The organism is Microbulbifer mixtoriginis (SeqCode) (assembly GCF_052467515.1).
In genome coordinates, this window is the sequence record NZ_CP174314.1 from 3507604 (window position 1) to 3534273 (window position 26670).

Genomic DNA, 26670 nt, shown 5'->3' on the forward strand with positions numbered 1-26670 from the left:
CGGCAAAAACAACGATAACGAATACGGCACAAGCCACGCAGTCAAGCAGGAGTCCACCTTGTCTCAAGCCACCCCCACCAATGAACCGCGCACGCCCAGCCTGCTGGATGCGTTGATCCCCTTGGGGATCCTGGTCGCTCTCTTATCGCTGTCAGTGTACTTCTATGGCGCCGACTCCTCTTACGGCCCCAACCAAATTGCACTGCTGTTGTGCGCCTGTGTAGTTGCGCTGATGGGCATGAAAAATGGCCACAGCTGGAGTGATATGGAAGGCGGCATGCTGCACGGCATCGGCCTGGTATTCGGCGCGATTCTGATACTACTGGCAGTGGGTGCTTTGATCGGCAGTTGGATATTAGCCGGTACCGTGCCGTCGATGATTTATTACGGGGTACAGATACTCTCGCCCCAATGGTTCTACGCCGCCAGTTGTATTATCTGTGCCGTAGTGGGTCTTAGCATCGGCTCCAGCTGGACCACCGCAGGCACACTGGGTGTGGCTCTGATGGGGATTGCCGGTGCTCTTGGCTTGTCCCCGGAAATCACTGCGGGTGCGGTAATTTCCGGCGCCTACTTTGGCGATAAGATGTCGCCGCTATCTGATACGACTAACGTGGCTGCGGCGGTAACATCGAATGATCTGTTCCAGCACATTCGCCATATGATGTCGACCGCGATTCCAGCCTTCGTTATCGCCTTGGTGGTGTTCGCGTATCTCGGCCTCACTTCTGAAGCCAGCACTGCCTCCGCCTCAGATATCGAGTCTTTACTTACCGCCCTGAAGAGCGAATTCAAAATCTCCCTGATCAGCCTGCTGCCTCTGATCTTGCTACTCGCTATGGCCTGGCGCAAAGTCCCCGCCTTCCCCACGTTGATCGTCGGCTCCCTGGTGGGCTGTGCCATCGCATTGATTTTCGAACCGGAGACTGCCCGCCGTCTGGGGGGAGATGAAGGTGCCCTGGCCGCACTCAAAGGCGCCTGGTACAGCCTGTTCGATGGCTATAAATCCACCTCTACGAATGAGAATGTCGCCGCACTCCTCTCGAAAGGCGGTATGAGCAGCATGCTCAATACTGTGTGGCTGATCACCTCCGCCATGGCCTTCGGTGGCGCCATGGAGCGCGCCGGCTTCCTACAAGTGATTGTCAATTGGACTCTGTCGCGTATTAAAACCGTGGGCGGCTTGGTGACCTCCACCGTATTCACCTGTTTCGGCATGAACGCCGCCGCTGGCGACCAGTACATGGCAATTATTATTCCGGGCCGTATGTTCAGAGAAGCCTTTGAAGAGAAGGGCCTGCATGGGCTAAACCTGTCCCGTACACTGGAGGACTCCGGCACCATCACCTCCGTGCTGATCCCCTGGAATACCTGTGGGGCCTATATGACGGCTACCCTTGGCATTTATACCTTCTCTTACCTACCCTATGCCCTGTTTAACATCATCTGCCCGCTGCTAGCGATCGCCTACGGCTGGTTGCACTTTAAGCAGATGCCGATCTCAGTTGCGGCCACAGCACCCTCCGATAAAAAAGAAGGAAATCTACAAAGCTGTCATGAGTGAAAGCGGTACCCTGAGCGCCCTGATAGAAGAGGCGGACTTTAAATTACGCTGGTTCGATCTGGGCCGGCGTCTTCAATCTGTACCAAAGTCTACAGCCGAGGCTTTCGAGGCGGGCCAAAAAGCCTGGCCTCACCCCTATTTGCGCCAGGCCTGGAGTGGGCTCTTACTGCAGCCCGCTGAGGGTGGTGAACCGGCGGTATGGTTCTTGCGCTTTCCCCTCGATGAGCAGGGCAAGCTACAGCTACAGGCCCGCGATGGCTTGCTGCGCGCCCTGGCCCAAGAGCTGAAGCAGGCGCCCGCTTCCGAATCCGCAGCGCAGCTGGACCAATTACTGCAACAAAGCGGTCTACTTTATACCCCTTCCAACGAGCGCCAAGCTGCATTTCACGCGCACACCCAACGGCTTCTGAAGCGCACACCTAGCGCGCACTATGCAGCAGTACTCGACTATTTTCACAACCCCCAGAAGTCCCGCTGGGATAACCTGGCCCTACAGGGCATTGCCGATCTATCAGCCCACTGGGACTCCCAGAAAGAGCTTCTGTTAAATCAGTTGCCCCATATTGCTGCGCCAGTTTTTGTCAATCTGTGCCACTGTCTGGAAAATGAAGCGGTCGATCACCAGCTGGGAGAAGTCATCGCCACTCGGGCACGTGACTCTTTACACGATAACACTCCAGATTTCACCCTGATTGCCGCTGCAGTACGTGGTATCTCTCATTCGCCGGCGCAGGGGTTGCGCGGCACTTTACTGCAAGAAGTTTTAAAGCATCTGACACAAAAATCATCGAGTGGCACTCAGAGCATCAACGCTAAGTCTATAGAGCTTCTTGCTGCCATCGGCAGCCGCTGCCCCCAGGACCTAGAAAATCCACAATTAGCCAAACTCTGGCTCAATGCACTGGTAGATAGCAATAACCAGGATACCTTTAACTTATTGCTCTCTGACTTGATGTTTCTGCCCAAGGTGCGCACTTCTCTACTGAGTACATTACGCGACCCCGAACGGAATGAAACCCTGGCTCAGGCCTTCGGTCATTTCCTTCATGGACCCAAACCCATTCACTAGGGTCTTCAGTCTGGCAATGATGTAGCAAAATTTTGGCCTACCTCATTGCCATGCTTCACTCCTTAGCTTTACACACTTCACCTGTAAATGAATTTCGCCATCTTCATAAGAAGAGTACCCATCTGCGTAACGAATAAAAGACTGCCATTTTTAAATTCGCCAACTTCTATTCCAGCAATAGTTCACCTAAAATCCCGCTAAAGAAAACTGCAACAAAAAACATTAAAAAAATAAATTCCAACGCCCTCCGCCGCCACAAAAAACAATACACTTAGCAGCGTCTCAGAAAGAAAACGCTATTTTTACAGCCTAAAACCCCACAAATTGGCGCAAGCTTCTTCCTGACTTTGCACCTGACAGCTATTTTTTTCCTGCGCCTATTACACTCAATTAGGCGGCTTATTTGTAAAACACATTTTACAAAGCTGACCAACAGGTGACGTTTTATTGGCTATGCTAATGGCTAACATCAACGGAAAGGAGTTAGGGGATGAATTTCACTCCAGCCAAGTACTTAATCGGTATTATCAGTGCACTGGTTCTAGCAGGTTGCTGTAGCCCTCCGGCACCGCCAGCTTACTGCCCACCAGGTGCTGAACAAATTCCAGTTTCCATGGCCTGCCCTGCAGATGCTGACTGCTGGATGGCTTCTGACAGAGTACGCTGCATGAAAGTGGTGAAGTAAAATCTTTTCAAGCAGAACAGCGTGGTGATTCATACTAAATGAGGTTTTGACTAAATTTACACTGACAGACACACAAGTAACAAAGCATTATTTAGTATGGATCACCACCAAATGCCGCTTTAACGAGCGGCATTTGTTTTTTCTCTCCCCCATTCTTAGCGAAGACTCTTTTCTTGTAATAGACTGTACCGTCTCAGATACTGGTCCCGCGAAAGTAATAAGTTAGGATTGCCAACCCTTCGACACCAAGCGCCGTTCAGCTTGGGAAGACCGAAAAAAATTACTCATAAGAGAGTTTATTTACGACCACCATGACAAGTGAAACTCTGGCCCTGAGCCGTGCCTCCGCAATCAGACAACTCCAATTTCATTTCAAACAACAAAAGTGGTCTTTACGCGAACTTTTCGCCACCGATCCCCAGCGCACAACCAGTTTTAGCTGTGAAGCCTCTGGTATCTATCTGGACTTCAGTAAAAATCACCTGCGGCAGGACACTCTGCAACTGTTACTCGACTATGCCGAAGATCAGGATTTGAGTAGCCAGATTGCTGCCCTGCTTGACGGTGCCAATGTCAATAATACCGAACATCGTCCAGCCCTACACACCGCCCTTCGCTTTCAGGGAGCGGCAAAAACTGAACACGAACGCGCCGTGGCCGACTGCCGCGTTCAGATGCAGCGATTTGCCGATGGCATCCATCAACAAAAATGGCTCGGATTCAGCGGCAAAGCTATTCGCCATATCGTCAATATCGGCATCGGTGGCTCCGATCTCGGTCCGCGTATGGTGGTTGAGGCTCTCGGCTCATGGCACAAGGAAAGTATTCGAGTACATTTCGTAGCAAATATTGATGGTGCCGACCTCAGTAATACCCTCAAAGGTCTCAACCCAGAAGAAACTCTCTTTATCATTGCCTCTAAATCTTTTTCCACTCTGGAAACCCGAGAGAATGCTCTGAGTGCACGTCGATGGGTACTAGCGGCGGGTGCCACTGAAAAACAATTATCCCAACACTTTGTTGCCGTAAGCAGCAATATTGTGGCCGCACAAGACTTTGGTATTGCCCCAGAAAATATTTTCCCTATGTGGGACTGGGTAGGTGGCCGCTACTCACTGTGGTCGGCCATTGGTCTGCCGATCATCCTGGCCTGCGGCTACAACGTTTATGAGCAACTATTGGCTGGTGCCCATAGCATGGACACCCATTTTGCCAGTGCCCCTCTGAAGGAAAACCTGCCGGTATTGCTGGCTCTTATTCAGTTCTGGTATCGCCAGTGCTGGGGTGCCAGCAGCCAAGTGATTCTGCCCTATGCTCAGCGTCTATCCAAATTTCCCGCCTGGATGCAGCAATTGGATATGGAGAGCCTGGGTAAAAGCGTGGATAAAGAGGGCAAGCCTCTGGAGTATCCCAGCGGCAGTGTGATCTGGGGCTCCGAGGGGACCAATGGACAGCACTCCTTCCATCAACTATTGCACCAGGGCACCGACCTGATTCCAGCGGATTTTATCGCCATCAAGCAACCGACCTCTGAGCTAAGCGAGCAACACCGCTGGTTACTGGCTTGCTGTATCAGCCAGAGCCAGGCTCTACTACGCGGCAAATCCCTGCACGAAGCCCGCCAGGAACTGGAAGATGCCGGTTATACCCACCGCGAAGCCCATGCGCTGGCACCACATAAAGCCATTCCAGGTAATCGCCCAAGTAATACTTTGATACTGGAAAAGTTAGACCCGCATCACCTAGGAGCTCTGTTAGCGCTTTACGAGCACAAGGTATTCACCAGCGGTTGCCTTATGGGAATTAACCCATTTGACCAATGGGGGGTAGAGCTAGGCAAACAGTTAAGTGCGCAGATTTATAATGCCGCAGATAGAAATGTTCCCGAGGATTGGGATAGTTCAACTCGCTCTCTGATGGAAAAGCTCTTGTAAGACCCAGATAGCTCCACTAAAAAGGCCACATCAAAATGTGGCCTTTTTAGATATGTTTCACAGAGAAAGAGAATTCTTTATTTCTGCGCCTCAGCACCACGTTTCAATAGAGGCTCAATCAAATCCAGTGGAAGTGGAAACACAATGGTTGAGCTATTATTTGCTCCGGCAATATCAATCATGGTCTGCATGTAACGCAAAGTAATGGCGTTAGCATTTTGAGATAGCTGATTGGCAGCTTCTGTTAACTTTAAGGCTGCCTGGGCTTCGCCTTCTGCATGAATTACCTTGGCTCGTCGTGCCCGCTCTGCTTCAGCCTGCTGGGCAATAGCACGCACCATGCTCTCATCCAGGTCAATATGTTTAATTTCGACATTAGTGACCTTAACGCCCCAGGCATCAGTTTGCTCATCAAGAATTTTTTGAATATCCACATTGAGTTTGTCCCGCTCGGAAAGCATCTCATCTAACTCATGCTTACCCAGTACAGATCGAAGCGTCGTCTGGGCCAGTTGACTGACAGCTTCATGATAAAATTCAACATTGATAATCGCTGACTGTGAATTAACAACCCGGTAATAAACTACCGCATTCACTTTTACTGAAACATTATCGCGACTTATCACATCCTGTGTAGGGACATCCATCACTACGGTGCGCAAGTCCACGCGCTCCATGGTCTGGATAATTGGGATGATGATAATCAGGCCAGGTCCTTTCACCGTCTGAAAGCGCCCCAGAAAAAAGACCACCGCACGCTCATATTCCCGCAAGATTCGGATGGCATACATCAATAGCAGTAATACCGCGAGCACCAACAGCCCAACAAAATAACTGACCATGCTTATCTCTCCCTATAACTGCTTGTAAATTTTGCTGGGGTAAATTCGCACCAGCAAAAGCCAATTTGAATGCCAACCGCAATGACTAGCCCGGCTCAACATAGAGCAGCAAACCACGCTGGGCGATAACACGCACTCGCTGCCCAGGCTCCAGTGGCGTCTCACAGTGCGCCCGCCATATTTCACCACCGAGGTGCACCAGCACCTCTTCTTCGCTCACATTGCTCACCACCGCCACACGTCCCACCAGGGCCTGATCGGAAGCAAGTCGCGGTTTGCGCAAACTCCTGCCCACCGCCATTAAAAGACCCAAAAGAAAAACACCACTCACTCCAGCAATTGCCGCGATGAGTTTTCGCGACACTTGCATGCCCGGCACATCGGTATCGATCAGCATTACTGAACCAATCACCAAGGCAATAATCCCACCAATTCCCAAGGCGCCAAAACTGGGCATAAAGACTTCCGCCACAATCAAAAGCGCCCCAACAATAATCAACGCCAATCCGGCATAATTAATCGGCAAAACCTGCAAAGCATAAAATGCCAAAAGCAGGCAGATAATCCCCACAATGCCGGGCACAAAAGCGCCGGGGCTATACCCCTCGAAAATCAGCCCATAAATACCGATCAATAAAAGAATATAAGCCACCTGGGGATTGGTAATCAGAGCCAGTAACTCATTACGCCAATCTGGCTCGTAATTTTCTATGGGGAGTTGGGCAATCTCTGCTGAAATGGTAATTTCACCGGAATCAAGAGATACTTTACGTCCGGCCACTTGCTTCAGTAAATCCTCGTCATTCTTGGCAACAATATCGACAACATTCATCTCTAGCGCTTCCGAAGCGGTCAGAGTTGCCGCTTCACGAACGGCCTTCTCCGCCCACTCGGCATTGCGTCCATTGCGTTGTGCCAAGCCTCGAATAAAAGCAACGGAGTCATTAACCATCTTGCGCTCCATGGCGGTGCCGGATAATGGCTTTTCCTTTTTGTCCTCGTCTTTACCTTCCTCGTCGTCTTTATTCGCTTTCTCTTTTTCCTCTTTTTGGTCGCTCTCTTTCGGATTGCCACCCGGAGATGGCGTTCCCGGTGGTCCGCCTATTTGTACCGGCGTGGCGGCCCCCAGAGTTGTAGCCGGGGCCATAGCTGCTATCTGGCTGGCATAGAGGATATAGGTGCCGGCACTGGCTGCACGGGCGCCCGAGGGGTACACATACATGGCAATAGGGATAGGAGAGGAAAGGATATGCTGAATAATATCCCGGGAAGCCGCATCCAGACCGCCTGGAGTATCAATATGCACAATGATTAACTCGGCACCCCGCTCACCAGCACTCTCAGTGGCACGCTTAAAGTAATCCGTCGTAGAGGGGCCAATGGCGCCATCAATAGTCAACAGCGCCACATGGGGGGAAGTACTTTCCTGTGCGGCACTTTTTGAAATCAAAACGACGAGGAGCAGCGTCAGGATGAGCGCGCCGCGCAAGAATACCGCTGACGATATCTGATTCGACATGCATCTTTCCCTGATGCGATTGCGGAGAAACCCGGGCCAGCCATCGTATTTCTGGCCGGGGTAACTCAATCAGATTAACAGAAAAAAACGGCGTTATCCGAAAACAAGGAAAGTGACGTTAAACTGGGTTGCGACGGCTATGCCAGTTAACTTCGCGGGCGTATTTATCCACTTGACGTTCCACCCCTAATAGCAGGGCAAACAAAGCCATACGCACCAGCAGGCCGTTATCGGTCTGGCGGAAAATCGCCAGACTCGGATGTTCGTTCAGGTCGGTATCCAGTTCGTTGGCCTCTGCGCGTGAATCCCTCGGCAGGGGGTGCATAATCACCGTATTGGGCTCTGCGTAGCGAGTAAAAATCGCCCGGTTAAGGCGGAAACGCCCGCGATAGCGGTTGGCCTCATCCTGAGAGGCAAAGCGCTCTTCCTGGATACGGGTGGAATAGACGATATCCACATGAGCGATCGAGGATTCCAGCTGGTCGGTCACCGTTACCTCGTGCCCCACCTCACGCAGCTTCTCCACAATCGCATCGGGCATTGCCAGCTCCGGTGGGGAAACCAGAGTGATATGCACACTGCCAAATAAGCACAGCAGCTTGCACAGGGAGTGCACGGTACGGCCGTGTTTGAGATCGCCAATCATAGCAATGCGGAAATCATCCAGGGTGCGGCCATGGGCGGCCAGCTCTTTGCGAATAGTGTAGAGATCCAACAGCGCCTGGGTGGGATGCTCATTAGCGCCATCACCGCCGTTGACCACCGGCACGCGACTCGCTGCGGCAAATTCTGCCACAGAGCCCTCCTGCGGGTGACGCATACAAATCACATCGCTGTAGCCCGACAGTACCCGTGCCGTATCGTAGAGGGATTCTCCCTTAGCCATAGCACTGGCAGTAATCCCCACAGTTTCCCGAACCGTGCCACCCAATAAGTTAAAAGCAGCCCCAAAACTCAGGCGGGTACGGGTGCTCGGCTCCATAAACATATTGCCGAGAATCGCCCCCTCCAATACGCGCGTTACTTTTTCGCGCTTTGCATAAGGGGTCATGGCGTCAGCCACATCGAATACGCGCTCTATATCGGCACGTTCGAACTGGCTGACGGACAGAATATTGGCTCCGATAAAGTCCATGGTTACTCCAGTGATTGCGCCTTGTGGGCGCGGGTGTTCGCGAGCGGCATTCTACTCGGGCACCGCAATAGAGCCCAGTGAAAGAATGGCCGCTGGCACGATTCAACACATTAGGCGAGTAGGCTATCGCCCCAGTTTTCCAGCTCGGTAATCAGCGATATCCGCTCTGGATGCTGTACTCGCAGTTCGGACAGCTGGCGGAAGTAATCTTCGAGGGTGATAGAGGCCCCTGCGGTGGGATCGGTTAATCGCTGGAAACACCAGATCTGCCAGCGCTGATGTTCCTCGTCCGATAGCGTCTCTGGGAAGTTGCGCGCACGCATGCGGAACAATAACTCGGGTAGGCGCTTGTCACTGAATGGCACTTCGCCAGCCAGGGCTTCGGGCCCGCGGGCTGCCAAGCCGCGGTGCAGCTCACGGCAGATATCACGGTCAGCATCGCTGAGGAAACCGCCGTAGAGATCCGCCTCTACATCTTTCTGGGGAAACTCCCGATCCAGAAATACGTTGTGCAGTTTCTCGGTCAGATCAACGCTTTTCAACTTCTGCCAGTTGGCCTCGCAAACCGCCCTATCGATGCCCAGCTCACTGGCACGTTTATCATCGAGCATATTGGCTGGGGCCAATATCGGGCACTTGTTCAAGTGCACCAGTTTCAGCCCAACCGGCAGTTCGCTTTCGCCCAGCTGATCGCGAGCGGTATAGAGGCGCTCACGCAGCGTATCCGCATCCAGGTTGAGTAAAGGCTCGGGGTCCATCGCCAAATTGGCAACAATTACGGCGTTGCGATTCACCGGATGGCTGGCCAACGGCATCACGTAGGTCAAATGCCCATGATTGGCAGAAATCTTGCCGGAGATATGCAACAGCGGGCGGCGCTCACGCATATCGATCATCTTGGCGGCTTCCTGCTTGCGGCGCAGGCGGAAAACATAATCGTAAAGCTTCGGTTGTTGCTTGCGGATCAACCTCGCCATATCAATCGTAGCGTGGACATCAGAGAGTGCATCGTGAGCGCCTTCGTGGGAAATTCCATTGGCTGCGGTCAGTTCTTCCAGGCGGAAAGACGGCGCACCGTCTTCGCGTGTCGGCCACTGGATACCCTCCGGGCGCAGGGCGTAAGTGAGGCGCACCATGTCGATAATGTCCCAGCGGCTATTGCCGGAGCGCCACTCGCGCTCATAGGGGTCGAGCAGGTTGCGGTACAGGGTGTAGCGGGTTACTTCGTCATCAAAGCGCAAACTGTTGTAGCCCACTCCGCAGGTACCCGGCGCACCCAATTCAGCGAGGATACGCTGGATAAATTCAATTTCCGGCACGCCGTTAGCCAGAGCCTTTTGCGGGCTGATGCCGGTGACCAGGCTCGCCATAGGCTGCGGCAGGCAGTCCGCCGAGGGACGGCAGTAAATCATCAATGGCTCACCGACGATATTCAGCGCTTCGTCGGTCCTGATACCGGCAAACTGCGCCGGTTTGTCGGCCCCCGGGTCTGTGCCCCAGGTTTCATAATCGTGCCAATAAAGTGTGGTAGAACTCACGGTACCTCCATAATTTGGCGGCATCATACCACTGAGCACCACACCATCTGGACACCTGACCCCAGATTTGAGTCGCTCTCCAGCCCTCGCTGGTTGCAAAGCCGCCACCGCCCATTAAAATTCGGCGTTTCCACGAATTTAAGACAGCTATAACCCTCTATGAATATTCGCCAACTCCTCTCCGACAAATTCCAGGCCGCCATGCTTGCCGCCGGTATCCCCGAAGAATGCGGCCCAATTGTGGCACCTGCGAAGAAAGCCGGATTTGGCGACTACCAGGCCAATGGCGCTATGGGCGCCGCCAAGCGACTGGGCACCAACCCGCGTGAGCTGGCCAGCAAGATCCTTGAGCAGCTGGACAAGGGCGATATGATCGAAAAGGTCGAGATCGCGGGTCCTGGCTTCTTAAACATCCATCTGAGTGAACAGTGGCTGAGCCAACAGCTGTTGGCTGCCCAAGGCGACAAGCGTCTCAATATTGCCTCTGTTGAAGAACCCAAAACCGTAGTCATCGACTATTCCCACCCCAATTTGGCCAAGGAAATGCACGTAGGCCATTTGCGCACCACCATTATCGGTGATGCATTGGCGCGCTTACTGGAATTCCAGGGTCACAAGGTGGTTCGCCAAAACCATATGGGCGACTGGGGCACCCAATTCGGTATGTTACTGGCGCACCTCTCCGACAAGCTGGCAAATAGCGATGCGGAAGTAGCCCTGGCCGATCTGGAAGTCTTCTACCGCGAAGCCAAAGTACGCTTCGACGAGGAAGAGGGTTTTGCAGACCGCGCCCGTGAATACGTTGTAAAACTGCAGGGTGGCGACGAACAGTGCCTGAAACTGTGGAAACAGTTTATCGATATTTCTATCAGCCACTGTGAAGAGATCTACTCCAAGCTCAATGTCACCCTTAAGCAGGAAGACGTTTACGCGGAGAGCCAGTACAACGACGATCTGCCGGTGCTGGTTAAAGAACTGCTGGATAACGACATCGCCGTAGAGGACCAGGGTGCTATCGTAGTCTTCCTGGAAGAGATGGCCGATAAAGAAGGCAATCCAAGCCCGATGATTATCCAGAAAAAGGGCGGTGGTTACCTATACGCTACCACCGATCTGGCTGCCATTCGCTACCGCGCAAACCAGCTCAATGCAGACCGTATTCTCTACGTAGTGGATGCCCGTCAATCCCTGCACTTACAGCAGGCCTTTGTCGCTTCACGCAAAGCGGGCTTTTTACCAGAATCCGTTTCTCTTGAGCACTGCGCTTTTGGCACCATGATGGGCGACGATGGCAAGCCGTTTAAAACCCGCACCGGCGGTACGGTAAAACTGGCCGCCCTGCTAGAGGAAGCGGTGGAGCGAGCAGAAAAACTGGTAGCCGAGAAGAACCCTGAGCTGGATGCACAAACCTGTTCGGAAATCGCGCGCAAGGTGGGCATCGGCGCGGTGAAATATGCGGACCTGAGCAAGACCCGCACTAACGATTACATCTTCAGCTGGGAATCCATGCTCAGCTTTGAAGGCAATACGGCGCCTTACCTACAGTATGCCTATACCCGCGTGCGCAGTATTTTTCGCAAGGCCGGTATTGAGGCGAGTGAACTCAAGGGCGATATTAATCTGGAAAGCCCCCAAGAGCGCGCACTGGCAGTAAAACTGAACCAATTTGGTGAAGTACTGGATCAGGTAGCCAAAGACACCTTCCCACACGTGCTCTGTACTTATTTGTACGAGCTGGCCAGTGCCTATATGAGCTTCTACGAAGCCTGCCCGGTATTGAAAGAAGGGGTAAGTGAAGAACAGAAGCACAGCCGTCTGCAGCTGTGTAACCTGGTGGCCAGCACTATCGCGACTGGCCTCGGCTTGCTCGGTATTGAAGTTATGGAGCAAATGTAAATTGTTCTTGCCCGGCCATACCTCCAGCAAATATGCAGGCTGGCTGGCCGGGCGGCTCTCTGGCGGGCAGGCTTCCCTAGCCTCCAGCCAAACTATCCTGCACCATTCTTTACCCCACATAGGCCACCGTTTCCCCACTGGTCTAATTAAAGGAAAGTAACCCGTGAAAATCCTGATTACCGGCGCCTCCGGCCTGCTGGGCCGTAGTGTATTTAAACAACTTTCCAACAAACCTACTTTTTCCGTAATCGGCACCGCTTTTTGTCGCGCAGGCGAAAACTTAATTCGCCTGGACTTATCGGATAGCAGCGCAGTGAAAGCTTCCCTGAACGATATCAGGCCGGAAGTGGTGATCCATTGTGCCGCTGAGCGCTGGCCAGACCGCTGTGCTGACAATCCAGATACCGCCTGGCAACTCAATGTCAGCAGCACAGAGTTGTTGTCAAAGCACTGTAGCGAAATCAATGCACAGTTGGTGTATATCAGCACAGACTATGTCTTTGATGGTTCTGCCCCACCCTATGCCCCTGATGACATACCCAATCCCGTGAATTTCTACGGCCGCAGCAAGCTGGCGGGAGAGGAAGCAGTATTGAAAAACGGTAACCATTGGGTTTTAAGATTGCCCTGGCTGTTTGGACCCGTCTCCTACCTGGAGGAATCGGGTATTACCGCCCTATTAGAGACACTGCGAGAACAAAAACCGGTCACACTGGATCACTGGGCAATTCGTTTTCCCACCAGTGTGGAGGAAGTGGCAGAAGTATTGGAGCAATGCCTGTTGAAAACCCAGCGTGGCATCCAATTTGAAGGTATCTATCAGTGGAGCGGCGACACCGCCTGCACTCGCTTTGAACTTGCGCATATTATTGCCAAAGTGTGCGAATTGAGTGCTGACCATATCAGCGCAGATAGCAAACCCGATTTTTCAGTACCGCGCCCCTACAATTGTCAGCTGGATAAATCGCGCTTAACAAACCTGGGCATCAAAGGGACTGAACCATTGCCTCAGCAACTGGCACGCAACCTGAAATCTTTTATCCAGAATTAAAAGCTAATGGAAAACGAATAAAAGAAATTAAATGGTATAGGGATATACCTGTGCCGGCCTATAAGCCGGCATTAACTTTTGTAATTGAGCACTATTTATAGCTAACAAGCGTTAATGGTAGTTATTACAGGAGTGGCCATGTATCGACTCAGGGAGGGGTCGTGAAATCGCCAATTAAAGACTCTCGAACCATAGGGAAATATAGATGAAATTAAAACGTTGGCTATCTGCCGGAGCCCTGATTCTTGGTAGCTTTGCAACCCTGGCCTCCTGCCATGCGGATAATGGTCGTCATGGAAAGCGCCTGCACCAAGCAACCAAAAATGAAGATGCCCAACCGATTATCTGGATCGGCGACTTCAATAACTTTGACGATGCCGTAGCATTGATGCTGATTGCCAAAGACCCGCGCTACACCCTGGAGCTGGCAGTGGTTGAAGACTCCTTCAATACTGTAGCGCACGGAGCCAATACGGTTTACAACATCCTCGAGTGGTTGGGTAACAACGATACCAAAGTGATACGCGGTGCCTACTTTGCCACTGAGGAGGTCGCTTACGGGGCTAACGGTAAGGCTTCCAGCGCTCCTGTCAATGACGACAACGCTGTAACTGGCCGCGATGATTACCAGCTGCCCAACTCCTCCGATTTCAGCACCGGCACATGGAATCTGGAGCGCCGCAATGCCATGGGCATTAATCTCTTTGGCCAGTATGTACCCGGCCCTTGGCGCGACAACGGCTCCACCCTATACGGCACCGACCATCTGATCCCCCGCGCAAAACAGGATCACTATCGCTATCAGGGCAACAATGGTGTTTCTTTCAACTTTGAGCTGGCTGAAGACATTATCCTGGAAACGCTGGATAACCTGGAGCAGTCTCCAGTCGTTTTCAATACCGGCAAACTGACCACCCTGGCCCGTGTACTCGGCAAGGCCAATGAAGAACAGCTGTCTAAAATTGACCGTGTGATAATGATGGGCGGCGGCTTTGAAAATTACGAACCCTTCACCGCAAATCACGAGGCTGCTTGCTTCGGCGATAAATCCCGTAACTTGGGCGGGAATATTTTTTCTCACCCAAGCTTCGGCTGTGAAAGCGACTTCAGCACCCACCAGGAATTCAATATTCTGCTCGACCCACTGAGTGCACAGTGGGCCTTTGACGCCCTGAGCGAAAATAATATTGAAACCTATCTGGTGCCCACCAACTCCACCGATATGGCCAAGGTGCAGGGCAACACTATCGAAGCCCTGGCCGAACGCCGCGCGACGCCGGAAGCCTGTTATACCTCCCAACTGCTCAGCTCCATCCGAGAATTTGAAGGTGGAGATTTCCAGGGTAACGGCGACTTCGCTATGGATGCAGTAATTCGCCTGTGGGATATTATCGCCGCACTGGTGCTGTTGGAGCCTGAAACTCTGGAGATGGATCTGGTACCTGGGTTTATCGAAGTCGACCAGCTAAATGCCGGCCTGGCCGACAGCATGACGCCTTATGACCCCATCACCTTCGACCCCACCGTAGGTAAAACCACTTTTGCTGAAAACGGCGAGGGCCTAGAAGTGAATGTCGTAATGGGTATCAACCACGATGCCGCCCGCACTGCAATGATTGAGCGCCTGCGCGATCGTTTTAATTCTGCTCGTAAGGGATCTAGATGTAGACTGTAATTTACTAAATTGAAATTAGCCCCCCGTACTCTATTGACAGAGCGTTATGAGGGATATTGGGGGCATTCGAAGATCCTTAATAAGGTAATTTTGAGAAATTAGTCAACCCTAAAGTACTAGTAATAATATTCTAAACCTACCTCTAAATAATCATCTTTTTGGAAACTACTCAATGGATCCTCTTTACCATAACTATTAAAAATCCATCCATTCACCCTCCACAGCCAAGAATTTGTAATCCTGCTCGATGCTTCAAGCTTTATAGCTCTGGAATTAAAATAATCAAGATCCTGGGTTATCCCCAGCAATATCTCAGTCCCTGCGATATCATTAACTGCAAGTCTAGTTCCTATAAAAATATCTTGCTGCCATGCTGTCGTAGCACTCTGTCCACGGGAATCATACAAAACTTCCGTTAGAATACCTAAATCCATATTTGTATCAGTGATCCCTACAAGGCTGTATTCAAAACCTGCGGTTATTGCAAAGTACTCTTTTTCACCAGTATCACGCCACAGAGCTTCGGAAACCCAAGAAAAATCTCCTTTTAGCCACTGGGCATCAATTCCAACCTGTCTAATCTGCCGGTAAAAAGGTAACAATTGCTGCTGGTTATAGATAAAATTAGGATCTCTACCAGTGCCCTGGAAATAGCTTACCCCCAGATCAACCGAATTCATACTAGTAGAGTATCTAACTGCAAAATCCAAATGCCTATTCCCTTTCGAGGACTTATACTGAGCAGACGAATTTTCAACGCCTAAACTAAGTCTCCCATCCTCACCTGGAAATGTACGTTCTCGAAAATAAGGGAGTAGAAAACCCTCAACACTTCCCCATTCCTTAATCCATGAAACATGAAGCATCGGCTGACCGAGTTTATCCTCATTATCTAATGATTCGATACTGTCAGTTTGATTAATTATATCCACCAGATGCTGAGACTCAGTAACACCCCAAAATACCTTACCTATTCCAAGATCAACCTCAAGATCTACCTCTTTAAAGTGATATCGCAGCATAAATTCACGGATATCCCAGTGAGACCGTTCATCATCTAAAGCATCTAACCGTAAAAAAGGTACTACAGTGATGCTAGCACTGTCTTTCAAAAAAGATTGATAGAGTTCTGGTTCAACAAAAACAGAAGGCTGAAAGGTCTTCTGACCAACCTCGCCTCTAGCAAGGAATTGGCGATACTCAACTGCAGCAATCCCTCGTAATTCGACACAACTAGCACTAGAGGCGGCAGCAAGTAGAAATATAATAAACAGACAATTAAATATGTGTAGCTTCATTGTAAAAAATCAACGTATTCTTTTAAGCGTCGCTACATTAAAATCATCTTCACCCAACCCTACTTTAAATTTAAGATCATGAATGGTGAGCACAGTACTTTTGCCCGTCTGATGGTTTATCATTGTCAAAACATGTGCCCGCCAATATTGCTCCAAATATTGGCGATAGTCCTCCAATTGTAGTGTTTTTAATAACTCTCCCTTTCGATCGTAAAATTCCGTTCTAATTGGTTGATAGTGATCTTTATCAATCCAGACTACCTGCCTTGTATAGCCAGAATACTCATCAGTAGGTATTTGTTCCACAACAAGGGTTTCCCTTCCCTTTATTAGCTCCTCTCTTAGATAGCTGAACTTATATTTCTGCAATTCAAAGGAAGTCATGTCTTCATAGGCAAATTCACTACTCATAAAAGGCCCTGATTTATTTCGTGAGGCTATTCGCTTAACTCTCTTTAACCGAGGTAGATAAAGCCACTGATCATCAGGACTATTTATGTGAGAATAGGATAAAAAAGCAGTTCCTTTTACATCACGAGGCTCATCAAATACAGTTAATCCTCTATCTCCATCACCTTCAATTTCCAGAGTTCTAACCCTAAGTTCTCTTGAGCTAGTTTCACCCAATGCATTTTTCAACAACATACTGACAGTTGCAATTGAGTCTCTCCAGCCTTCATCTCTTACCTTTCTCTCTTTGGCAATTTCCAGCCCCATTTCGGTATTCGCCATCGCGAGGGAAGCCAAAAGAAGTAACAGGCAAGTTAAAATTCCATTCTTTATCATGATTTTTCCTATTGATATTTTTAATTGGCAGCAGACAAAAGCTCATTGTTGGCCTTGGCTTGCACAATATCCGTTCTTCTATCAAAAATTAAAAGCACAGCTGGCAGAAGTAAGAAATCGACAACTAGGGCAATTGTAATCACTAAAGCACTTAAAAGACCTAAATCTGAATTCAATCGAAAACTAGATAATGCAAGAACAAGAAATCCAGCAACCAGTACGAGAGAAGTAACCCAGAGAGCACGCCCCACGGTATTAAAAGAGTAGGATATTGCTTCTTCCACAGAGTTTCCCTGCCGACGAGAATATTGATATTTACTCAAAAAATGAACAGCATCATCCACCACAATACCCAATGTAAGTGACACGACAACAGACAAACCTAGATTCACCTCTCCTGAAATAAATGCCCATAAACCAAACCCCAATAAAACTGGAACCAATGTAGGTAACAAGCTGATTATTCCAATCCTCAAAGACTTTAATGCAATAACTAAGAGTGTAGAAATTAACACTAAAATAATTGGTAATGATTTAAGCATGCTATGCATGTTTGTCTCTCCAATATGTGCGAACATAAGAGAGGGACTGGATGCAACTATTTCATATTGTGGAGCATTACTACTGAACCAGTCATATATTTTGTTTTCAAAATCAACAAGCTCACCGCTACCTAAATTTTTAGTTGTCAATTGCAGTTTAACCGCTGATTTATCAATATCGACTTCATTATTAATATCTAATCCATAGGGCAAGGAAAGTTCATACAATAGAAGATATTGTGCAGCCAACTCTCTATCATTGGGTAACTTGTAGTATTCTTCCTTGTCACCATGTAGGTTTTTATTTAACCTTTTATAGGTATCCACTAGACTAGCAACATGATCTATTTGTGGCTGCATACGAAGCCAATTTGTAAAATCATCTAGCATAGAAATAAAATCAGGATCAACTACACCCTGCGATTTACCAGACTTGACAGCAATACTAATATTAGTCATGCCGCTAATATGGTTCTCCATATAATCGGCAGCAATTCTAAATTTATGACTGGAATCAAAGTACTCTATCGGCTCATCATTTATTCGATTCTGCATCACCATATAGCCAGCAATCAAAACCACAATAGTGGAGACACAAAAGATACTTCGATGGTAACGAATTATCAGATTTGGTAGCAATTGAAATAATTTAGAAGAAACACCTCCTCTTTCCTTATATACTTTTACTGGCATCAATAATAACAGCACTGGCAAAAGGAAAATCGAAAAAACAAAAGCCAGCATAACTCCCAAAGCAGATAAACTACCCATATGCCGTAAGACAGGCGAATCAGAAACATTCATTATTAGGAATCCGATAGCCGTCGTCACAGAAGTAATTAAAATAGCCATAAAGTTCAGTTTAAAACTATGAACAACAGCTTCTCGATTCCCCAATCCCTGCCTTTTGCCTTCATTGACAGAGGTAATCAGGTGTACACAATCTGCCACTGCCAAAGTCATTATCATTGTGGGAACATTAACTGTGGCAATGCTCAAATACATTCCTGCCCAACCATAAATCCCCATAGTTGCCACTACACTTGTAACAACAATAACCAAGGTTAAAATTACATAGGTGATCGACCTTAGCGTCATAATTAATAATAAACTAATTACCGCAAACATTACTGGCACTAAAGTGAGAATGTCTTTTTGAGCAGCCTTGGTAAAGGAAGAGTTCATAGCAACGATGCCAGCCTGATGAAATGAAACATCAGGGTATGACTCTTGATAGGAAGCAAGCATCCTATCTGAATGGTCCGTGATTTCAGCTACTCGAGCGGTCTTATCGCCTGACGGCAATTGAAAAGTGATATTAATAACTGCGGAATCACCTGTTTTTGAAACCAAGGCCCCCTTAAGCCTTGGGGCATTCTCAGCAACAAACTTAACTTTATTAATATATTCTGTATTTAACGGATAATTCTTGAATACGAGATTTTCAACTAAAAGATCATCTTCTTGAGCCTCAGTATGCTGATAGTTGGCAATGGAATCCACTCTACTGGAATAAGGAATATTCCAAGCATCTTCTGTGAGGAGCATTATCAATTCGAGATATTTTTCAGTATAAATATCGCCAGTTTCTGGCGCTATAATTATCGCCAAACTGTCAGTCTTGTTAAAGGTACCTTCAATCTCATTAAACGCCTGAAGCTCTTTATTCGAATCGTCAAAAAAAATTGCATAATCACCACGAAAAAAAAGGTTTTTAGCACCAACTGTACAGGCAACAAAAAAAAGCAAAAAAACAGACAATACCAATTTTGGACGCGATAGAATCCCTCTAAATAGTTGCTCCATTATATATGGTCTCCCAAGAGAATATTTTTCTAACAAAAATTAGTAACCATTACTAAGCAATTCCACTCACCAGCTCGATATCACCAAACGGTGTCTTCAAGACTTGAGTAAAGATATCTTTAAAGCAAGCTTCAGCAAGAGCTTTTTCTACTGAACCAGCAGATAAAGAGAGTGGACCCAACTTTAGTTCTGCGTGAATACGACCAACAATGTGAAATTCAGGAGATGTTCTTTCGCTGTTCAGCTTTTCATGAAAGCTAAGGAACATTCCACCAGGATTAAGAGATTGACGTATTTTCTCTAAGGTATGAATAAGATCATCGGCGTAATATAAGACCATCGAAGCAAAAACTAAATCATATCCGCTCCCTAGAGAAGCTGTGTTCATATCACCTTCTAAAACATTTATCTGTGCTTTTTGAAAAACTTGATTTTTAATTAGAGAGGCAATACCAGGCAAATCAAAAATTGTTACTTTAAGATCTGGCTTAACCGAAAGTAGATCTATAGCCAACTGCTCTGAACCTGCTCCGAGATCCAATATATGATTAACATCAGACCAGTTAGGCTGTGACATTAGAACATCTAAAACTATTGAATTTCTAACTGATAAATGAAATAACCTAAGGCCTTCTATCATATCGTTCCAAAATTCTGGATCTTTCATAGTAGGGCCATTTTTCTTCTGTTGCTTACTGCTCAGGAGGTCAATAATCTCAGATTCACTTACATGCTTTATCTGACTGAGATGTTGCAATAACCCACACAAAGAAGAATCGGAACCAGAAGTTAATAAAGAACGATAGGAGCTACTTATTTGATACTTTCCTTTAAACTTATTAATCAACCCTATTGAAACCATTGAGTTAAGGAAAAGTTCAGCCCGGTTCTCTAGAAAATCAAAGTGAAGAGCAACGTCCTTAACTGTACGTGCATCCTGCAGATAATCAAATATTTTAAGTTTTATCCCTGCTGATAGAATCTCCCACCGTAAAGGAGCCACTAGAGTATCAAATAAAAAAAATTGAGCATCATCCCCAAAGGAGGATTTATTAAACAACATTGATAATTCCAATATTTTCTGACAATAGATATCTAATCACAAACTTTATAATCAAAGATTACCCAATAAGACAGATGACCTGAAAACCCAGCGATTAACAATTGAGATTTCTAAACAAAGTCAGATTAAATTATTTATAAAATTTAAAAGCTAATAACTAAAGCTTTAAGCCATTTATTGACAAATTGGTAACAAGGTTAAGTAGAAAACGCAATAAATAGCTATAGATACAAAACAGATCTAAATCTAATTCCAGAGTTCTTATTTGCTTCAAAGTAACCTGTAAACAAAATTAGCTTCAGGATTCACATCGCTCCTTGATACTTGCTTTATGAGAACACAATAGGCTGCTCTGCAATCGTTTCCTATCATTACAGGAGCGAAGGAATATCAATTGCTGAACGCCGTTAACCCTTTCGACTGTTCGTGATATGACAAAATCTTGAGCCTAATTTTATATCGAACCTCAATAAAAAACGGTTTGATAATCAAATTCGATAGATAAAAGATATAACAAGGACTACGTAATGACACTGCCCCCGCTTGTCAGCCCCGTTCACGAACTCAGTAAACAAGAAATGGAGAGGTATAGCCGTCACCTACTGTTGCCAGATATTGGAATCGATGGGCAGAAACGGTTAAAAAACAGTAAAGTTTTGATTATTGGTGCAGGCGGACTCGGATCACCGGCATTACTGTATCTGGCTGCAGCGGGAGTAGGAACACTCGGTATCGTAGATTATGATACAGTAGATGCCTCTAATCTTCAGCGTCAAGTTATCCACGGCCAATCCAATATAGGTGAAAATAAACTCGATAGCGCAAAAGCAACAGTTCAAGAGGTCAACCCTTTCGTTCATGTTGAACTGCATGAAACACGTCTAGATAGGACAAATGCTCTAGAAATAATTTCAGATTATGATCTTATTTTAGATGGAACAGATAATTTTGCTACTCGTTACCTAGTCAATGATGCTTGCGTAATGGCCAAAAAACCTTACGTATGGGGTTCAATATTTAGATTTGAAGGCCAAGCCTCTGTTTTTTGGGAAAATGCTCCTGGCGATATAGGAATCAACTACCGTGATCTATATCCAGAGCCGCCCCCCCCTGAGCATGCACCTTCCTGTTCGGAGGGAGGGGTGTTAGGAGTCCTATGCGCAGCAATAGGCTCAATTATGGCGACTGAAGCCATAAAACTACTCACCGGTATTGGGAGTCCTCTTATTGGGAAATTGATGGTCTATGATGCACTGGATATGACCTTCCGTAAATTACCCATTTATCGTAATCCCGATAGACAACCAATTACAGAACTCTGTGACTATGAATTTTTTTGCGGACTAACTAAGCCTTCGCAAGCACAAGAAGAAATTCCCACTTTAACACCCACTGAATTGCATAAAATTCGGCAGATAGGAAAATCGCATCTGCTGATTGATGTAAGGGAGTCCGGAGAGCGAGACATCTGCTGTATTGAAGGTGCTATTCATATTCCTAAAGCTGACATTCTAGCCGGGCGTGGATTAGAGTCGGTAGATAAAAACACCTTCATAGTTTTACACTGCAAAATTGGTGGAAGATCCAGACAAGCTCTGGCCGCTTTAGAAAATCAGGGGTTCACTAATCTTTACAATCTCCATGGAGGCATTCTTGCCTGGATTAAAGATATTGAACCTGAACTTCCAGCTTATTAACACTAAAGCACAGACTGGAAATTTACTATGCTGAAGATTTTAGATGTACATATAGAATCTATTATGAATCAAGCACTTGCTGAGCACCCTATAGAGGCTTGCGGCATTATTCTTGGTAAAAAAGATAATCAAGTACCCCATAGAATAGTGCCGATGCAAAATGCAGCACGCTCTGAAAATTTTTTTGCTTTTGACCCTAAAGAACAGTTTAAGGTCTGGCAAGAAATGGAAGAAAAAAATGAAGTGCCAATGGTGTTCTATCACTCACATACAAACTCCCGCGCCTTTCCAAGTAAAGAAGATATTCAACATGCTTGGTATCCTGATGCCAGTTATGTTTTGGTTTCAACAACTGGGGGTAAACCTGGTGAAGTGCGTAGCTATCGCATAGTAGACAAAAAGGCCATCGAAGAAACAATTAACGTAGTATCGCAATAAAACAAATAGGCAGATAAAAGCATGTCAGTGAAAGTAAAGATTCCCACTATTTTACGAACTCTAACTAACAATCAAAAAGAAGTAACGTCTGAAGGACAAACAGTCAAAGAGTTAATAGAATCTCTAGAATCGCAATATCCAGGGATCAGAGACCGCTTATTAAAAGAAGGGGAAGTTCACAAATTTATGAACATTTATGTAAATGAAGATGATATTCGCTTCAAAAACCAATTAGCTACAGACATAAAATCAAGCGATGTCATTACTATACTTCCAGCTGTCGCAGGTGGTTAATTAAAAACAAATAAAAAACTGTAAAAAACTGTAAAAAACCTTAACATCTGAAAAAGGTGGTCGGCATTATCGACTCACCTTTTTACATTATATAGTGATACCTAATCTAACCGGTAGAGAAATAACCAGAGTTACCTTGTTGCTCTTAAATAACGACCTCAATTAATTTAATTGATTGATTGATTGTGTTACTGGCAACAGATTTTGGTGGTATATAAATTATGGAAATGGATAAATTTCTTAGCGATTGTACAATTATTGGTAACTTTAAAGAAGTTCCGGTTCACCTACAGTCAACAATAAATACTTTTCAGTATCAGTGCCATGCGTTAGGAATTCAAGTAGAAAATGATTTAAGTTTAAATAGTGATGTAAATTTTCCATTCAAATTTATATCTTCAGATAGACGAACTCAGGAAAACCTTTTCTCTTTTTGGTCAGATGATCCCCTACGGCAAGGCTCAGAGTCTGTGATTCAAGCCGCAACTGGCTTGATGTCGGTTCATGGACGTTCCATTGGTGGAATAGATGCCTTGAATGCTCCCTATCTATCTAGCGCATCAGCTGTTTTAACTCTTTTAGGCTGTATAGCCACCGCTATAGGCCATAGACGCGGATTAAATTCGAGAGGATTTCAAACCTCCATGGTATCTGCAGGGTTATTGTGTGTTGGGCAATACCTTGCTGGTGCAACTGTAAATGAATATGCGGAGAATATTCCTCCCGGAGTACACGATCATTCTCAACGACCACCTTTCTGTTCAGCAGATGGTGTGCTTTTTGAATTAGAAACTCTTTCTCCAGAACCTTGGCGTCGATTCTGGAGTGCTCTTGGGATCAGCCAGGAGGATATGAGCAAAGGTTGGCAGTCATTTCTGCAGCGGTATGCGAAAGCAACATCATATCTGCCAAGAACCCTCATATCAAAAATTTCTTCTTGTAAATTTAAAGATATTGAATTGTTAGCAAGTGAATCGGGGGTCGCAGTATGTCGTCAGAGAACACTTTTAGAAAGGTCCACTGATAGAGATATATCTATTTTATTGGAACGAGGCCCATGGCAACTTAGACCTGAAGTTATTAATAATGATATATACAAAGATTCTTCAGAAAATATTTTAAATCAAGATACTTCAAATAACTTTATTACTGACCAAAGTAAACCTTTGAGTGGACTTACTGTTATCGAATCCTGCCGACGGATTCAAGGGCCTATAGCTGGCCATTTACTAGCCTTATTGGGAGCTAGGGTAGTACGAATTGAGCCACCTGGTGGTGACCCATTACGAGGAATGCCTCCTCTTGCTGGAGATTGTTCAGCGCGATTTGACGCACTAAACCATCTTAAAGAGGTTCGGGAAATCGATATTAAAACACCTGCGGGTCGCGCTGAAGTTCTTTCATTAGTATCTACTGCGGATGTCTTTATTCATAACTGGGCTCCAGGAAAAGCCAAGCAACTACAACTCGATCACGAACATTTGAAAAAGGTAAACCCTGATATTGTTTATAACTATGCCGGTGGATGGGGAATTCTAGATAACGATGTGCACTATCCTGGTACTGATTTCACCGTACAGGCTTATTCTGGACTAGCTAGTGAGCTTTCACATAATAATAAGAATAATGGAGGCACCCTATATACAGCCCTCGATGTTCTTGGTGGGATAATTTCAGCTCAAGGAACCACCTTAGGTCTATTCCGTAAATTTTTTAATAACCAGGGATGTCGTGTAGATACCTCATTACTAGGAAGCGCGACACTTTTAACCCAACCAATTATTAAATCTATTAGGGAAAAACATCAAAAGCCTGAATTTCAGAAAGGAAGGCTATTCAAGACCTTAGATGGATATATCATCCTAGAGTTCTCCTCACCTAATGAACTAATTCCTTTGCTAGATGAAATAAATTTGACGGTCAGAGATTTAGAACATTCGAACATAGATGAAAAATTAGAGAAAATTCTTGAAGACAAAAATGCTCAAGAGTGGTTATTTATTTTTGAGAAACATAACATCCCATGTAGTCAAGTAATAGAGTCACTCGAAGAGCTACCCAAGCAGCCTCGCTTTAAAGAAAACTTTCAAACCTCAAATTATTCTCGTGTAACCACGCCATGGAGATTCAAATGAACAATACAGGTGTGATTGATATAGTGCCCATTACGGTGCGACAGGATTGGACTTCTAAAGGATATTATCCCGAGCAAACTGTTTATGAAAAATTTTGCGAAAACGCTATAAAACAACCAAATAAACCCGCAGTACTTGAGAAAGATACAATAACAACTTACAGCCAATTATCTGAATCCGCAGCCCGGCTTGCTAATAGTTTTTTAAAATTGGGGATTGTCAGTGGGGACGTTGTTGTTTATCAGCTGGTCAACTCCTGGCGATCATGTGCTATTGATCTTGCATGTGCTGCAATCGGTGCTGTTGTCTGCCCGATTCCACTTGGGCGAGGCAGCCTTGATATTAAATCTGTTATCAAGCGTACTAATGCCAGAGCATTGATTACTGAAAGATCTTATGCAGATATAGATTACTGTGAAATAATTCAATCGATTCGTCCAAATGCATTATCATTGAGAACATTTATCGTCCAAGGTGATAAACCAGCATCCAGTGAAACTAACTGGAATGATCTTGATGAATTATTTATAAATGATCCGCTTAAAACACCGATCAAAGTATGCCCTAATAGCCCCGTAAGGTTTCTTATTTCTTCAGGTACTGAATCAGAACCCAAATTAGTTGCTTATTCACACAATGCTATATTGGGTGGAAGAGGACGGTTTTTAGAAAGAATTACTAAGCCCAATAGAGACTTTCGTGCATTATACCTTATGCCTTTGGGTACTGCATTTGGCTCTAGTGCGACATTTGGCGTGCTTTCCTGGATGGGAGGTTCATTAGTACTTCTTCCAAAGTTTGATATAACTACTGCTATAGAGGCTATACAGCAACATAAACCAAGTCATATTTTTGGTGTTCCCACCATGTTTCAGCGTATGGCAGCGGCTGCTGAACTACAAAAAACTGACTTATCGTGTCTTACGGCTATTGTCAGTGGTGGCGCCATTATTGATCAAGCGACAATTTATCGCTGTGTTAGTGCTTTTGACTGTAGAATTATTAGCCTTTATGGATCAGCCGATGGTATTAATTGTCATAATACATTGGAAGATTCTTTAGATTCTATTTGTAGATCCGTTGGACGTCCAAATCCTAGTATTTGTGAAATTCGAATTGTAGATGATCAAAAGCAACCTTTGGCTCAAGGGGAGATCGGAGAAATAGCTGGGCGAGGGCCAATGACGCCGATGCAATATGTAAATGCCCCAGATCTAGACTCACTTTACAGGGATCATGAAGGCTGGGTTTATACTGGTGATCTGGGTTGTATTGATGATAATGGATATCTTATTCTTCTCGGGAGAAAAAAAGATATCATTATTCGGGGCGGAATGAATATTAGCCCTGTTCAAATTGAAAAAATTGCAACCTCTCATCCTGAGATTATAAGTGCAGCTTGTATTCCTGTACCAGACGAAGATCTTGGCCAAAGAGTTTGTATCTGTATCACTCTGCGCGAAGGTTCAGATCTTCTCTCACTTAATGAAATTAATGATTACCTTAGGGATCAAGGCCTGGAAGTAAATAAACTACCAGAGTATCTGCAATTTTACCGGCAACTACCGATGACCCCTGCCGGAAAAATTAATAAAAAAATGCTTGTGGAAAATATCTCTTCATTGGGAAAGAGCAGAGAACAATCAAGGAATAGTGAATACGATACTGTAACATAATTTTGCTACCATTTTGGATACCCCATC

At 46.3% G+C, this 26670-nt stretch carries 20 protein-coding genes; 12 read left to right on the plus strand and 8 right to left on the minus strand.

Annotation, left to right across the window (positions count from 1 at the left end; all coding sequences use genetic code 11):
* Positions 1–58 precede the first annotated feature (58 nt).
* The 4 genes from nhaC (at position 59) to pgi (ending at position 5252) form a co-directional block, all read left to right on the plus strand.
* A complete protein-coding gene (gene nhaC / locus ACJJIT_RS15220) occupies positions 59–1564 on the plus strand; it encodes a Na+/H+ antiporter NhaC (RefSeq protein WP_444885882.1) in 1506 nt (501 codons plus the stop codon).
* Positions 1557–2633, plus strand: a complete 1077-nt coding sequence (locus tag ACJJIT_RS15225) for a DUF3549 family protein (protein ID WP_444898922.1) — start codon at positions 1557–1559, stop codon at positions 2631–2633. Before nhaC ends, ACJJIT_RS15225 begins: the two co-directional genes overlap by 8 nt.
* Positions 2634–3123: 490 nt before the next feature.
* On the plus strand, positions 3124–3318 hold the full coding sequence (locus ACJJIT_RS15230; RefSeq protein ID WP_252084792.1) for a hypothetical protein: 195 nt from the start codon (positions 3124–3126) through the stop codon (positions 3316–3318).
* Positions 3319–3629: 311 nt separating this feature from the next.
* Positions 3630–5252 (plus strand): glucose-6-phosphate isomerase, encoded by a 1623-nt coding sequence (gene pgi / locus ACJJIT_RS15235; RefSeq protein ID WP_444898923.1) that lies wholly within the window; start codon positions 3630–3632, stop codon positions 5250–5252.
* A gap of 77 nt (positions 5253–5329) precedes the next feature.
* Here the strand turns inward: pgi and ACJJIT_RS15240 are convergent, their stop codons facing one another.
* The 4 genes from ACJJIT_RS15240 to sbcB all read right to left on the minus strand — a co-directional run bounded on the left by ACJJIT_RS15240 (position 5330) and on the right by sbcB (position 10310).
* Positions 5330–6094 (minus strand): slipin family protein, encoded by a 765-nt coding sequence (locus tag ACJJIT_RS15240; RefSeq protein WP_252084790.1) that lies wholly within the window; start codon positions 6092–6094, stop codon positions 5330–5332.
* 85 nt (positions 6095–6179) lie between these two features.
* On the minus strand, positions 6180–7613 hold the full coding sequence (locus ACJJIT_RS15245; protein ID WP_444898924.1) for an NfeD family protein: 1434 nt from the start codon (positions 7611–7613) through the stop codon (positions 6180–6182).
* A 118-nt stretch (positions 7614–7731) separates the two neighbouring features.
* Entirely contained in the window at positions 7732–8748 is a 1017-nt protein-coding gene (locus ACJJIT_RS15250) for an aspartate carbamoyltransferase (RefSeq protein ID WP_252084788.1), read from the minus strand.
* A gap of 110 nt (positions 8749–8858) precedes the next feature.
* Positions 8859–10310 (minus strand): exodeoxyribonuclease I, encoded by a 1452-nt coding sequence (sbcB, locus tag ACJJIT_RS15255; RefSeq protein ID WP_172975478.1) that lies wholly within the window; start codon positions 10308–10310, stop codon positions 8859–8861.
* A gap of 135 nt (positions 10311–10445) precedes the next feature.
* Between sbcB and argS the strand changes: the two genes are divergently transcribed.
* The 3 genes from argS (at position 10446) to ACJJIT_RS15270 (ending at position 14908) form a co-directional block, all read left to right on the plus strand.
* A complete protein-coding gene (gene argS, locus ACJJIT_RS15260) occupies positions 10446–12182 on the plus strand; it encodes an arginine--tRNA ligase (protein ID WP_444898925.1) in 1737 nt (578 codons plus the stop codon).
* A gap of 163 nt (positions 12183–12345) precedes the next feature.
* Complete coding sequence (locus ACJJIT_RS15265) at positions 12346–13233, plus strand: dTDP-4-dehydrorhamnose reductase family protein (protein WP_444898926.1); 888 nt, start codon at positions 12346–12348, stop codon at positions 13231–13233.
* 205 nt (positions 13234–13438) lie between these two features.
* Entirely contained in the window at positions 13439–14908 is a 1470-nt protein-coding gene (locus ACJJIT_RS15270) for a nucleoside hydrolase (RefSeq protein WP_444898927.1), read from the plus strand.
* Between the two features lie 116 nt (positions 14909–15024).
* Here ACJJIT_RS15270 and ACJJIT_RS15275 read toward each other — a convergent pair whose 3' ends face one another.
* The 4 genes from ACJJIT_RS15275 to ACJJIT_RS15290 are packed head-to-tail and all read right to left on the minus strand — an operon-like array spanning position 15025 to position 20403.
* Positions 15025–16206 carry a hypothetical protein gene (locus ACJJIT_RS15275; protein ID WP_444898928.1) on the minus strand — a complete coding sequence of 394 codons (1182 nt, stop codon included), beginning with the start codon at positions 16204–16206 and terminating at the stop codon, positions 15025–15027.
* Between the two features lie 9 nt (positions 16207–16215).
* A complete protein-coding gene (locus ACJJIT_RS15280) occupies positions 16216–16992 on the minus strand; it encodes an outer membrane lipoprotein-sorting protein (RefSeq protein ID WP_444898929.1) in 777 nt (258 codons plus the stop codon).
* A 20-nt stretch (positions 16993–17012) separates the two neighbouring features.
* Positions 17013–19340 (minus strand): efflux RND transporter permease subunit, encoded by a 2328-nt coding sequence (locus tag ACJJIT_RS15285; RefSeq protein WP_444898930.1) that lies wholly within the window; start codon positions 19338–19340, stop codon positions 17013–17015.
* A 52-nt stretch (positions 19341–19392) separates the two neighbouring features.
* Positions 19393–20403: a class I SAM-dependent methyltransferase gene (locus ACJJIT_RS15290; protein WP_444898931.1), complete on the minus strand. Its 1011-nt coding sequence runs from the start codon at positions 20401–20403 to the stop codon at positions 19393–19395.
* A gap of 527 nt (positions 20404–20930) precedes the next feature.
* On the opposite strand from ACJJIT_RS15290, the gene moeB reads away from it, so the two are divergent.
* The 5 genes from moeB to ACJJIT_RS15315 all read left to right on the plus strand — a co-directional run bounded on the left by moeB (position 20931) and on the right by ACJJIT_RS15315 (position 26643).
* Positions 20931–22100, plus strand: a complete 1170-nt coding sequence (gene moeB / locus ACJJIT_RS15295; RefSeq protein ID WP_444898932.1) for a molybdopterin-synthase adenylyltransferase MoeB — start codon at positions 20931–20933, stop codon at positions 22098–22100.
* A 27-nt stretch (positions 22101–22127) separates the two neighbouring features.
* Entirely contained in the window at positions 22128–22538 is a 411-nt protein-coding gene (locus ACJJIT_RS15300) for a Mov34/MPN/PAD-1 family protein (RefSeq protein WP_252084779.1), read from the plus strand.
* A 21-nt stretch (positions 22539–22559) separates the two neighbouring features.
* Complete coding sequence (locus tag ACJJIT_RS15305) at positions 22560–22832, plus strand: MoaD/ThiS family protein (protein WP_252084778.1); 273 nt, start codon at positions 22560–22562, stop codon at positions 22830–22832.
* A gap of 221 nt (positions 22833–23053) precedes the next feature.
* Entirely contained in the window at positions 23054–24967 is a 1914-nt protein-coding gene (locus ACJJIT_RS15310; protein ID WP_444898933.1) for a CoA transferase, read from the plus strand.
* Positions 24964–26643, plus strand: coding sequence for a class I adenylate-forming enzyme family protein (locus tag ACJJIT_RS15315; RefSeq protein ID WP_444898934.1), 1680 nt, complete (start codon positions 24964–24966; stop codon positions 26641–26643). The genes ACJJIT_RS15310 and ACJJIT_RS15315 overlap by 4 nt, the downstream gene beginning before the upstream one ends.
* The last annotated feature ends 27 nt before the right edge of the window (positions 26644–26670 follow it).